Genomic DNA, 13,584 nt, shown 5'->3' on the forward strand with positions numbered 1-13,584 from the left:
GAATTAAATTTTATCCAATAGATACGCTATTTGTACTATTGGCAAATAAATAAATGAGCCAAACATTAATTGTAACGCTGTCTTGTCGGAGCATTTACGCATTAAATGGAATGTTTGAGCCAGAAATAAGACCCCAAACAACATTGCCACCAAAGCGGAATTGATTCCTGTCATTCCCAATTCATAAGGCAACCATCCTACTGGCAATAAAAACAATGTATAAATCATTATTTGAATCGCCGTACTTAAATCTTTCCCCCCTTTAGACGGCAATAAACGAAAACCTGCTTTTTTGTAATCTTCATCCAAAACCCAAGCAATTGCCCAAAAATGAGGAAACTGCCAAATAAATTGGATGGCAAAGAGTATACCTGGTTCCAAGCCAAATTGATTGGTTGCTGCCACCCAGCCAATCATGGGCGGGAAAGCACCTGGTATTGCCCCTACAAATACAGCAATCGGGCCTACTTTCTTTAAGGGTGTATAAACAAAACCATAAAGAATCGTTGACAATACCGCCAACGCGCAGGCACGCAGATTAAACTCAACAAAGAAGACAATAGTCGATACCACAAATAAGGCAATTGCCAACCAAACAGCCTCCTGTACGCTCACACGCCCGCTCGGAAGCGGACGGTTCCGCGTACGTTTCATCAATTTATCTAAATCTATCTCAATAATCTGATTGATGATATTGGCCGCCCCCGTGATACAAAAGGCGGCAAACAAAAAAATGGTTAGCGGTAACCATTCCACTTTATCGATACCTAAGCTGTATCCAAAAGCCCCCGAAAAAGCAACCAGCCACGCCAACCGCAACTTCATAAGTTCCAGATAAGCACGTAACTTTAAAAAGAGTATGTCTAAGGTTATTGACATTTCAAACGTTTATGTTTTCGGCTTTTAAAGCCGTTTTTTGAGTAAACACACTTTCAGCATTAATTAATAGCCACACCACAAACTGCATTCCAACGGCAACCGTTGCCAAGGTTAGGTGGATTGGCTGTGCAACAGCGGGTACACTCAAATAAGCCAAAATAATCCCTGTTACAATCTCAACAATAATTGTTGCCAAAAGGGCATTAGACAACTTAGAAACAATCCCCTTGGTCTGTATATGCTTTGATAATAAGTAAACCAAACCAACGTGGAGGACCAAAATAATAATCGAATATGACCTATGAATGTAAAATGAAATCCCTAAGTTTTCTACCCACTTATTACGTCCTTCATTACCAAGATTCACAATTACGTCGTCCATTGCTTCCCTTACTTGCGTACCAATCAGCACTTGAAGCAACGACAGGCCTATCGTCCACTTCAACCATTTATCAATCAGTGGCTTATTTCCTAACTTTTCTACTTTCACCTTCCCTACATACGACCTTGCCATTACATACAACAGTACAAATACTATGACAATTGCCAAAAGCATGTGCAATGTGACGATGAACGGCGATAGTTCGGCTGATACTACTTTAGAACCTAACCAACCCTGAAAACCTGTCAGCAAGAACGCTGTCAAGCTCATGTAAAAAATAGGGCGGTCTTTTTTTAAGAAGGGAATAGATGCGAGCAGTGTTCCAAAAACTAGGACTCCCGTAAAAGCCCCAAACAAACGATTAAGGTACTCAATCCAAGTTTTCGTAGGGTTGAATTCTACTTCACCTTTAAGTTTAGCACCGTAAATTTCTTGGTAATTTGGAGGAAGTTGGGATACCTCTGTGGGAGGAACCCAACTTCCAAAACATTTTGGCCAATCGGGACACCCCATCCCAGAGCCTGTACTTCTAACAATTCCGCCGATAAGTATTAATAAATATACAACGACAACTGTTAGAAGTGCCAGCCTTCGAAATAGGCGATTGCTATTATTTTGATCAATGAGCCTGGAATTGGTCATTGTAATTTTGAGCCTCAATTTCTTTTTCCTGCGCTATGTAGGCATTCTCATGTGGAAAATTAGACTCTGGTGTTTGAGAATGAGGTACATTTTGCGGAATAAAATCAACGTCTGAACCTGGTTTGCTGTAATCATAAGGCCAACGATACACGGCAGGAATTTCACCGACCCAGTTGCCGTGGCCTACATTCACTGGTGTTGTCCATTCAAGGGTTGTTGACTTCCATGGATTCATCGGAGCCACTTTACCCTTAAACATGCTGTAAAAGAAATTCCAAAGGAATACAAACTGCGCAAAGAATGTAAAGATGGCAGCGATACTCACAAACATGTTGAGGTCGGTAAAAGACTTACCAAAGTCAAAACTGGTAAATTGGTAATAGCGACGTGGGAAGCCCGCAATACCTATGTAGTGCATTGGGAAGAATACTAAGTATACCCCTGCAAACGTCAACCAGAAGTGAAGTTGCCCCAATGTGCTGTTCATCATACGGCCAAACATCTTTGGATACCAATGATAAATACCCGCAAAAAATCCAAATGCTGAAGCAGCTCCCATTACAATGTGGAAGTGAGCCACCACAAAATAAGTATCGTGCAATTGAATATCCAACGCAGAGTTACCCAAGATAATCCCAGTTAATCCACCCGATACAAACAACGACACCAAGCCAATAGAGAATAACATTGCTGGCGTAAACACAATATTACCGCGCCATAGCGTCGTGATGTAGTTAAACGCTTTTACCGCCGAAGGAACGGCAATGATAAGCGTCAGGAACATAAAGATAGAACCTAAGAATGGGTTCATTCCAGTCACAAACATGTGGTGAGCCCACACGATGAAGGCAAGGAATGCAATGGCCATCAAAGAGGCAATCATGGCACGATAACCGAAAATTGGCTTGCGTGAATTGGTGGCTATAATTTCTGAAGTAATCCCCAAGGCAGGAAGCAATACGATATAAACTTCTGGGTGACCTAAGAACCAAAACAAGTGTTGGAACAAGATCGGGCTACCTCCAACGTTTGGTAAAGCTTCTCCGTTGATATAGATTTCTGAAAGATAGAAACTTGTACCAAAATGGCGGTCAAAAATTAAGAGCAAAGCTGCCGACAACAATACTGGGAATGAGATAATCCCCAAAATCGCGGTAATCATAAACGCCCAAATCGTCAACGGAAGACGCGTGAACGTCATACCACGGGTACGGAGGTTAATGATGGTTGTTACGTAGTTTAAGCTACCCAAAAGAGATGACATAATGAAGATTGCCATACTGAGCAGCCACAGCGTCATTCCCATTTCAGAACCCATGTGTGCTTGCGGTAACGCACTCAAAGGGGGGTATACAACCCATCCACCCGCAGCAGGCCCTGTCTCTAAAAAGATAGAAACAAACATTAATACGCTGGATGCAAAAAAGAACCAAAACGATAACATGTTTAAGAAACCAGACGCCATGTCGCGCGCACCTACCTGCAATGGAATCAAGAAGTTACTGAATGTACCGCTCAAGCCCGCTGTTAGTACAAAAAATACCATGATAGTACCGTGCATTGTCACCAAAGCAAGGTAAAAGTTGGGATCTAATGCACCAGTCTCGGTTATCCATTTCCCAAGGAAAGGTTTCATCCAGCTAATATCTGCTCCGGGGAAACCCAATTGAATACGAAAAACAACCGACATTGCCGCTCCGATAATCGCCCAAAAAATACCGGTAATCATGTACTGTTTGGCAATTACCTTATGGTCTTCTGAGAAGATATACTTGCGCCAGAAGTTTAATTCTTCATGATGCTCATGCTCATCGTGGGCGTGAACATCGTGTCCCAAATTGGCCTCTACTACTGACATTTTTATGAGAGTTTAAAGTTGTAAATTTTCAATTAACGCAAAGAAGACGTTGCCGCAGCGGCCGAACCTGTAGAAGCAGTAGTGCTGTCAGTCTCTTCCACATAAGGAGCGTAATCCATTGCTTTTGCACGCAATTTCTCAGGTATTTTAGAGATGAACTTTGGGTCGTTTTCTAAAATAGTCGATAAAACAGGCTTCTGTTGTTGTTTCCAAGCATCTACCGATGCTTTATCTTCAACAATCAGACGTAAACGCATAGCAAAGTGACCACGTCCGCACACTTCCGTACAAGCAATCTCATAGTCAAAATTAGGATTGCCTAGTTCTGCACGCATTTGCTCGGTAGACTTATCAGGAGTAAACCAGAATTTAGTCGGCATCCCTGGAACCGCATCCATTTTGACCCGCATGTGAGGGATAAACACGCTGTGCAAAACATCACGGGCGCGAATTTTCAAAGACACTGGTTTCCCTACTTCGACGTGCATCTCACTGACGTTGATAAAATCATCAAACGAAGCTTCGTCTGAATAATCTATCCCACTTGGATTATTGTTGTTGTCATCAATAAGTTTGAAATTATAATTTCCAAGTTTATTATCCTGAATACCTGGATAGCGTACAATCCAACCGAACTGTTTACCCATGATTTCAATTACTTGGGCATCCGCTGGAGCATCCGACATAATTTGAGTCCATGAACGGAATCCCAAGAATACCAATACTGCCATGATTACGGCTGGGATAGCAGTCCAAATCAGCTCAAGTTTGTGATTTTCCGGATAAAAAGTAGCCTTGTATCCTTTCTTGTATTGGTATTTCCACGCAAAGAAGAAAAGCAGGAAATTAACAATAAAGAACGCAATGGTCAATAATGACATATCCAACCAAAACTGGCTGTCAGTCTCACGACCATGTGGAGAGGACGCTTCTGGTAAAAAGTAGTTTCGGGCCGACAAGTAAGACCATACCGCACCTACTGTTCCTGCAATTAGGAAAATTATCCACAAAGCTCCGTTTATTTTGTTATTTGGGGCGGGAGCATCTTCCTCAGTGTTTGATTGAACACTGCCCATTACTTTTTGCAATTTGGCTGCGATGGCAATTGCTACCCCAAGCAGCACAAGCAATAATAAACCAACTAAATATACCATTGTATTAAGATAGGTTGTAATTTAAATTCGTTACGCAATATCGTGGTGCAAAGACTCTTCCAACATTGGGTGATTGCGAGGAATCAAATTTGCTTTTGTCAGTTGACTCGATACCGACCAGATAAAGGCACAGGCAAACAACAGAACAAAACCAAACTCAACCGCGCCAAAACCACCATTTGCTCCAACTGTACCTGGCATGATGTTGGTGTAGAAGTCAAAGTAGTGACCTACCAAAATCGACCAGCAAGCTAGTTTCAAAATGACCGATGTACGCTTCGAGTCTCTCGTCATTAAAACTAGGAAAGGGGCCACAAAGTTTAACAAAATATTGATAAAAAATGGAGCTTTATAGATACCACCATAACCGCTAAAGCGCTCACGATAATAAATGGCTTCTTCGGGTAAGTTTGCGTAGTAAATCAATAAGAATTGAGCAAACCAAACATACGTCCAAAAGATACTGAATGCAAAACAGAATTTACCCAAGTCATGCAGGTGGCTTTCGTTGACCGCTTTCAAATACCCTCTCTCCTTCAATGTAACGATAGTCAAGGTCATAGTAGCTAAACCTGCTACGTGCCAGCTTGCCAATGTATACCATCCAAACATAGTGGAAAACCAGTGAGTATCAATTGACATCACAAAGTCCCACGCTGAAGTTGAAGATGTTACAGCAAATACAACCAAGAATGCCGTACCATACTTGATTGATTTTTCATAACCGTCAAGCCCACCGATTTCGTCTTCACGAAGAGATAGATTACGTACAATGCGCCACAGTACGTACCATAGGCCAAAATAAAGCAGTAAGCGAATAATATAAAAAGGCTTATTCAAAAAACCTTGTTTACCGGCAATGATGGCATCATAATTTGCACTAGCGGGATCCATGATTCCTTCGTGCATCCAGTGATAAATTTTATCGCCAAAAAACACGGCCAAAACAATCATAATGATAGCCGGAATTGGCAAAAAAGCTGGCATTGACTCTGGAATTCTTTTGAAAACAGCCGACCAGCCCGCTTGAGCTAAGTAATTATAGGAAATGAAAAACATTCCAATAATTGAGATACCTGCAAAATAAACACTGTTAAGCCATAAATTGGCAATGATACGTTGCGTCCAATGGTAGCCGTGAGCTCCGTGGTCATGCTCTGCTCCATGTCCAGCTGCCGCGTGAGCATCATGCCCTCCTCCCTGCGACAACAGGTATGAACCTAGCAGAACAAGTGCAATACCTACACCCATTCCAATAAGGAGATTACGTTTCGACTCGGCGGTAAACTCAAATTGCTCTTCTACCGAAACAACTTCGTGATGATGTGCGCCCATTATAAAATTGTTATTCGTTATCGGTTTTATTTGTTATTATTAATTGTTAACTGCTAACGTTTATCTTAATTCAGAATAACAATTAACAACTAACGTATTGGAACTACCCCTTTTGTAATTTATGAACATAGTGAACTATTTTCCAACGCTCTTCAGGGGTAACTTGAGAGCCGTGTGGCCACATACGGCCTTTACCGTGTGTAATCACGTGGAAGATATGGCCATCATTCATATTGAGATAAGCGTCTGCTTTATAATTCGGAACGCCTTTATACATATCTGCTACTGGGCCCGCTCCGTCGCCTGCTTCACCATGGCAATGCTGGCAATAACGAACGTACAGCTCTTTACCCTGAGCGAGTGTTTTTTCATTGTTTGGGACGGGGTTTTTCAAAACAGCTTCGGCAGTAGCTAAATCGTCTTTCCCAATGTTATAAACCATTAAATCAACGCTTGCGCTGTCAAATTTTGTTTGGTAATTACGACGGGAAACGGTCCCAGCAACTGGCTCGCGCATGTTTTTACCATCCGCATTGATTGGATTTTTTTCGATTTGAGTATAAGGCTCATACCCAACCGAATTGTACATGTTAGGTGCAAATTCCCAGCCCGTATCATCATGACTACGCTGACAAGACGTCATGGTTGCTGCCGTAAAAAAAGCCCCTACTATTAGTGTATGAATTTTTTTCATTTGTGTATCAATACATTACAACTGTTTAACACTCACTTCTTCTGCTCCCGAAGCTTTGATCAGGCTTTCTATCTCGGTTTCCGAAAGTTTATTTTTGCTCAGGTCGATTGCCATTATAAACTTGTTGTCAGTACAACGTGGGTCAAACAAAAGCGGTTTTACGGTTGGTCCCAGGCCATTGGAAATGAAAAAAGTAAAAGTCATCCCGAAAGCAGTAAACAATACAGTCAACTCAAACATTGCTGGTACATAGTTGGGGTAAGAAAGTGGATCTTTTCCCCCGATGACCATCGGCCAATCGATACCCATTGTCCAAGTTGTAAGTGTTAGGGCGCAAAGGAAACCTACTACCCCGAAACAAAACGCGGCAATACCAATTCGAGAGCGTGGATGGCCGATTGCCGTATCCATTCCATGTATTGCAAACGGAGAGTAAACTTCATAGATTTTTACGCCTGCGCTTTTAATTTTATTCACTGCGGCAAGGGCAATATCCTCATCGTCGTATACCCCTACTAAAAATTTTTTATTTATTTCAGCCATTATTTTATCAGTTAGATTCAGGATACTGGTTTTGGCTATTTCTTATGAAAGCAGAATAGCCTGTATCATTACTATTCTGCGTCTTTTTTATAAGCAGGTGAAGCCAAACGTTCCGCTTTCGATACACCCGAAACTTTCAATGGCAATTTTTCAGAAGTCGACTTAATAACTCCTTTTACTTCCGCCATGTTAATAACTGGTAAGTATTTAGAGAATAAGAAGAAACAAGTGAAGAAAAAGCCAAAAGAGAAGATGTAATCACCAATGTCAAACATCGTTGGTGAAAACATTGCCCAGCTTGAGGGAACATAATCACGGTGTAGTGAGGTTACGATAATCACGAAACGCTCAAACCACATACCAATGTTTACGATAACTGATATGAAAAACGTCCATTTAACACTGCGACGAATTTTGCGGCTCCAAAAGAGCTGAGGAGAAATTACGTTACAGGTCATCATTGCCCAGTAAGCCCACCAGTAAGGCCCCGCCATACGGTTGTAGAAGGCGTAGCTTTCATATTCAACTCCTGAATACCAAGCAATAAAAAACTCAGTCAAGTATGCTACACCTACGATAGAACCCGTCAACGTGATGATTTTATTCATTGACTCGATGTGCTCAAACGTGATGTAATCTTCCAATTTATACACCACACGTGTCACAAGCATCAGGTTTTGTACCATTGCGAAACCTGAGAAGATGGCACCCGCCACAAAGTAAGGAGGGAAGATGGTTGTGTGCCAGCCTGGAATAACCGAGGTTGCAAAGTCCATGGATACAATGGTGTGAACCGAAAGTACCAAAGGTGTTGACAAACCAGCCAAAATCAAGCTGATGTATTCATAACGTGACCACGTGCGCGCCGAACCGTTCCAACCCAAAGAAAGAACTCCGTAGATATATTTTGAAACCTTGTTTTGAGCCCGGTCACGGATGGTAGCCAAGTCAGGAACCAAACCTACATACCAGAACAAACAGGAAACAGAGAAATATGTCGAGATGGCAAATACGTCCCAAACGAGTGGTGAGTTAAAGTTAACCCACAACGAACCAAAGGTATTAGGAAGTGGCAACGCCCAATAAGCCAACCAAGGACGCCCCATGTGCATAAGGATAAATGAGGCGGCACAAAGAACGGCGAAGATAGTCATCGCTTCTGCAGCACGGTTGATTGAGGTTCTCCATTTTTGACGGAATAATAACAAAATGGCGGAAATCAATGTACCCGCGTGACCAATTCCAACCCACCATACGAAGTTGGTAATGTCCCACGCCCAGCCGACCGTTTTGTTTAGGCCCCAAACGCCCAAACCTTCCCACCAGGTCCAGAATAAGCAAACTGTACCGTATGCTAAAACCGCCAATGAAATTACAAAAGCGACTTTCCACTCTTTGGTTGGCTTGCCTTCCACCTGCTTGCAGATATCCTCTGTCACATCGGCGTAGGTCTTACCGCCGGTTACGAGAGGGGTTCTTACGGGTGAAGTAACGTGCATATTTTTGAAAGTTAATTGTTAATTGTTATCTAATAATCTTTATGTAGAGGTTAATTGTTTTGGATTTCTACCCTAACAATTAACCCTCTTATCCTAGTGGCCTCCATGTTCGGCGTGTGCTTCCTTAGCCGCTGCTTTCGTAGCATCGACGTCCTTATTACGGATTTTAGTTAAGTAAGAAATCTGCGGTTTCACGTTGATTTCTTCTAACATTTGGAAAGCACGTCCTTCTTTTTCCTCAGCCAACAATTTCGAAAGTTTGCTCGCAGGATCATTCATGTCCCCAAAAACAATGGCTTCTGTTGGGCAAGACTGCGCACAGGCAGTAACAATCTCACCATCAACGGGGCGACGACGCTCTTTCTTGGCATTTAACTTACCTTCTTGAATCCGCTGTACGCACATTGAGCATTTTTCAATAACTCCACGTGAACGAACGGTTACGTCAGGGTTAATGACCATTTTGCCAAGGTCGTTGTTGTAATGGAAATCGAAGTTATCGTTATCAAAGTACTTAAACCAGTTGAAACGACGAACTTTATATGGACAGTTGTTTGCGCAATAACGAGTTCCTACGCAACGGTTATAAGCCATTTGGTTGAGTCCTTCTGTGCTGTGGGTTGTGGCCAATACTGGACAAACCGTTTCACAAGGTGCATTACCGCAATGCTGACACATCAAAGGTTGGAACACAACTTCAGGATTATCGGAAGCGATTTCCAAAGCTTTCGAGCCGCTCAAGCTCTTGTCCATTACATCCGCATCTGATGAATAATAACGGTCAATACGAATCCAGTGCATTTCGCGACGGTTAATTACCTCTTGACGTCCTACAACAGAAACGTTGTTTTCAGCCTGGCAACTAATTACGCAAGCACCGCAACCCGTACAAGAGTTGAGGTCAATAGCCATTCCCCATGAGTGGTTAGGCTTTTGATATCCGTCCCAAAGTGTGATTTCGGTTGGCGACTTTATACCTTCTGAAGTAGATACGTGTGGGAAATAACGGCCCGCTTTCGAATCTTTTTGGTATTCTGCCAAACGTGCTTCCTGCATTACCGCCCTACGGCCCATTACAGTTTCGTGCGTCTGGGTTTGAGCAATCTTGTGTGAATCGCCAGTTTTGGTCAGCGTTGCTTCACCTACGCTAAAATTAGCAAAACCTGCTTTGTTTTGGATGAAAGGATACATATTTACCCCTACTCCATTACCTGCCTTACCTGCTTTTTCACGACCGTAACCAATGGCAATGGAAATAGTCCCATTGGCCTGGCCTGGTTGAATTAATACCGGCAATTCAACAGATTTACCTTTTACTTCTATTTTGACAACATCGTCTTGTGAAAGACCGAGTTCTTTTGCCGTCTTTTGAGAAACACTAGCGTAGTTATCCCAACATGCTTTTGTTACTGGCTCAGGGAATTCTTGCAACCATGGGTTGTTGGCCAAGGCCCCTGTTCCCATCCCTACTTTTTCGTACAGAACTACTTCAAGTCCCGTTGCAGAAGCTTTGTATGAAGCAGTAACGGCAGCGATAGCAGCATCCAATCCAGCTACTGCTCCTGCACTAGCGGCGGCAGCGGCGGCACCTTTTTCTACCACACCGTCATGCAAGGCCTTGGTCCAAGTACCTTCAAAATTCTCTCCACCAAGGATATTGGCTTTCCAGTAATTACGAAGATAGGTGTAAAAATCAGGATTTGCACCTGACCATTTCAACAGACTTGACTGCGCTTGGCGTGTCTTATAAATGAGTGAAATAGCAGGTTGTTGTAAACTGTAAAAGCCTGCTTTAGGCTCGGCATCACCCCACGACTCTAAATAGTGAGGAGCTGGCGTAATGTATTTGCAAAGAGATGAAGTTTCGTCGGCACGGTCAGCAAAAGAAACGGATAGTTCTACTTTTGGAAGTGCCTCTTTCAATTCAGCTCCGCGAGGATGGTCATATACTGGGTTGCAACCATAAAGAATAACAGCGCCGATTGACCCCGCCTTTACGTTATCAATCAAGCCATTCATGGCTACATCATTTCCCTGACGGTAATAAACGGGCGTTCCTAAATCGATGCATGTGCCGTAAGCACCTAAAGCACTATTGATAGCATTTACAACTACCTGTACGTTAGGATCATTTGAGCCCGAAACAACCAAAGCAGCTCCCTGAGCGGCTTTCAAATCGGCAACGGCTTTATCAAGAACTTTATCTACATCAGCTCCTAGAGAGGTTCCACCTTTACCGCTTAATTTATTGTAAAGCGCCAATGCCACCAAGCCTTCCTGTGAGGGTTTCACGGCAGCACGATAATCAGCATTAGCACCCGTCAACGACATAGTAGTCTCGAACTGATAATGACGTGACATATCTTTTTTGCCACCTTTTCCACTATTCAATTTACGTCCTGCTACGTATTGAACTGAATATTCGTGAGGAGCGATCCAACTTCCTAAGAAGTCGCAGCTAAGCCCTACGATTACTTTTGCTTTGCTGAAATCGTACGAAGGAACGATTGCTTTACCAAACGAATCGCCATTGGCTTTTACCAAACCAGCTACTGAATTAGCATCATAAGTAATGTGCTGGGTAGTAGGGTATTTTGCGGTAAAATCAGCAATGACAGCTTTGGTAGAAGGGCTTAAAATAGTAGAAGAAACGATACGAATTTGACCGCCTTTTGCGGCTATTGAAGCCAACTGAGCCGAGATTTCTTTATCTACCGTGTCCCACTCTGCGTCAGCCTCTCCTTTTTTAGGGCCTTTTAATTTCTCGGCATCGTATAAAGCCAACAAAGAAGCGTGTGCACGAGCACTTACGCCTCCCTTACTTACGCTTGATTGCTTGTTACCTTCAATTTTGATGGGACGGCCTTCACGCGTTTTTACTAACACACTCGCATAATCTCCACCTTCAGCATACGTGGAAGCGTACCAATCAGCGATTGATGGGAACGTATCGGTTGGCTTGTTAAGGTAAGGGATTGATTTTTTGACGGGAGCGTCACAAGCCGCTAATGATACTGCAGCAAGGCCAAACCCTAATACTTTCAGAAAATCACGACGATCTGAACCGATTCCGTCAACGATGCTTTTGTACTGGGTAGAATCATTAGCCTCAAAGCTACCAAATTCGTTATGGGCATTTTTTACAAAAGTCTCGTCATTCCGAAGTTCTTCCAGACCTTTCCAATACCTCTTCGTTTGGTTTTCCATATATATTAATGAATAAGAAACGTGATTAATAGTGACACTTTGAACATTCCAGACCACCGATATCGGCTACTTTCAACGGCTCCTTACTATTGGTTTTGTGTAATTCCACCAATTTGTCGTAGTAAGCGTTGTCTTTGGTATTTACTTCCGTTTTACGGTGGCAGTCAATACACCATCCCATTGTAAGTGAAGAACGTTGCTCTACTACTTCCATGGTTTGAATTTCGCCGTGACACTGTTGGCACTGCACGCCACCTACATTTACGTGTTGTGCGTGGTTGAAGTAAGCCAAATCAGGAAGGTTGTGAATACGAACCCACTCAATTGGCTGATTTTTTTCAATTGCCGTGTAAATTTTCTGAATTTCGGGTGATTCTTTTTTAATCACACCGTGGCAGTTCATACAAATGTTGGCCGAAGGAATTGTAGCCGACTTACCACGGTTAACACCCGTATGGCAATAGTTACAATCGATTTTGTACTGACCTGCGTGTAGTTTGTGCGAGAAAGCAATTGGTTGTTTAGGCGCATATCCCTGTTGAATACCTACACCATACATTCCATCGACGGTTGCTTTGGTGACCATCAGGATAAAGAACCATACGGTAGCGCTGCGAATCGCGGAGTTTTTGCTCAAACCTACTAACCCATCACGAAGTCTATCAGAGAAAGACGTTCCTGCTGAGGCAGTAGCTTCGCCACTCACGGCTTTAGATAGGATTGATACGATTGCCATCAATACACCAAGTACCAACAACATCACAATCAATAAAGCAACCAAGATGTAAGTAAACAAATCGGAAGGAGCAGACTCGCCTGCGGGTGCGCCCGCAGCGGCAGTACCAGCAGCAGCAGCTGGAGCTGCGGCTGTATTTGCTTTTTCAACGTACGCCAAAATGTCTTTCACTTCTTTCTCACCGAAAGCTGGGAAAGCAGTCATTTGAGCTTTGTTAAATTTATTGTACAAAGCTACTGCGTATTCATCACCACTCTGGATTACTCCGTTTGGATTCTTTATCCACTTAACGAGCCAAGCCAAATCGCGGCGTTGTTGAATACCTTTTAAACCTGGGCCTACCACTACTTCATCTTGTGCGGAGTGACAAGCCTTACAGTTATTATTGAAAAGCGTTTCACCGCTTGCTGCATCGCCATCCTGTGCCGTTGCTTGTTGGCTGAGCGTAGCCATTAAAGCAATCAGTAACGCTTGGGTGACACTGCGCATTCTTTTTAAGAATAAACTAATTTCCATTTGTGTATGAATTAACAAAAACATGATACTTCTTAACCGTACAAAAGTAATGCACGAATTTATACGTGCCAAAGCATTTCTATTCTTAATTTGCAATAATTCTATTATTTAGATTCTTTCTAATTAAATTTAGAAATTA

General features: G+C 42.7%; 10 protein-coding genes. All 10 read right to left on the bottom strand.

The annotated features are described in order from the left end of the window. Nucleotides 1-3: 3 nt before the first annotated feature. The 10 genes from cyoE to NCI00_RS03310 all read right to left on the bottom strand — a co-directional run bounded on the left by cyoE (nt 4) and on the right by NCI00_RS03310 (nt 13,445). A complete protein-coding gene (cyoE, locus tag NCI00_RS03265) occupies nt 4-879 on the bottom strand; it encodes a heme o synthase (RefSeq protein ID WP_253524975.1) in 876 nt (291 codons plus the stop codon). A gap of 1 nt (nt 880) precedes the next feature. Continuing rightward, nucleotides 881-1,903 carry a COX15/CtaA family protein gene (locus NCI00_RS03270; RefSeq protein WP_253524977.1) on the bottom strand — a complete coding sequence of 341 codons (1,023 nt, stop codon included), beginning with the start codon at nt 1,901-1,903 and terminating at the stop codon, nt 881-883. Continuing rightward, a complete protein-coding gene (locus NCI00_RS03275; protein ID WP_253524980.1) occupies nt 1,881-3,761 on the bottom strand; it encodes a cytochrome c oxidase subunit I in 1,881 nt (626 codons plus the stop codon). Before NCI00_RS03275 ends, NCI00_RS03270 begins: the two co-directional genes overlap by 23 nt. 32 nt (nt 3,762-3,793) lie before the next feature. Continuing rightward, the gene (locus NCI00_RS03280) at nt 3,794-4,915 is read right to left on the bottom strand and encodes a cytochrome c oxidase subunit II (RefSeq protein ID WP_253524982.1); all 1,122 of its coding nucleotides are present in this window, start codon (nt 4,913-4,915) and stop codon (nt 3,794-3,796) included. Between the two features lie 30 nt (nt 4,916-4,945). Further along, nucleotides 4,946-6,250: a quinol:cytochrome C oxidoreductase gene (locus tag NCI00_RS03285; protein WP_253524983.1), complete on the bottom strand. Its 1,305-nt coding sequence runs from the start codon at nt 6,248-6,250 to the stop codon at nt 4,946-4,948. A 103-nt stretch (nt 6,251-6,353) separates the two neighbouring features. After that, nucleotides 6,354-6,944: a c-type cytochrome gene (locus NCI00_RS03290; RefSeq protein ID WP_253524984.1), complete on the bottom strand. Its 591-nt coding sequence runs from the start codon at nt 6,942-6,944 to the stop codon at nt 6,354-6,356. Between the two features lie 15 nt (nt 6,945-6,959). Continuing rightward, complete coding sequence (locus NCI00_RS03295) at nt 6,960-7,487, bottom strand: DUF3341 domain-containing protein (RefSeq protein WP_114066989.1); 528 nt, start codon at nt 7,485-7,487, stop codon at nt 6,960-6,962. A 71-nt stretch (nt 7,488-7,558) separates the two neighbouring features. Then, on the bottom strand, nt 7,559-8,986 hold the full coding sequence (nrfD, locus tag NCI00_RS03300; protein WP_114066990.1) for an NrfD/PsrC family molybdoenzyme membrane anchor subunit: 1,428 nt from the start codon (nt 8,984-8,986) through the stop codon (nt 7,559-7,561). 93 nt (nt 8,987-9,079) lie between these two features. Then, nucleotides 9,080-12,193 (bottom strand): TAT-variant-translocated molybdopterin oxidoreductase, encoded by a 3,114-nt coding sequence (locus NCI00_RS03305; RefSeq protein ID WP_253524986.1) that lies wholly within the window; start codon nt 12,191-12,193, stop codon nt 9,080-9,082. Nucleotides 12,194-12,218: 25 nt separating this feature from the next. Beyond that, complete coding sequence (locus NCI00_RS03310) at nt 12,219-13,445, bottom strand: c-type cytochrome (protein WP_253524988.1); 1,227 nt, start codon at nt 13,443-13,445, stop codon at nt 12,219-12,221. Nucleotides 13,446-13,584: the final 139 nt, after the last annotated feature.

The organism is Runella salmonicolor (genome assembly GCF_024158025.1).
GTDB lineage: Bacteria > Bacteroidota > Bacteroidia > Cytophagales > Spirosomataceae > Runella > Runella salmonicolor.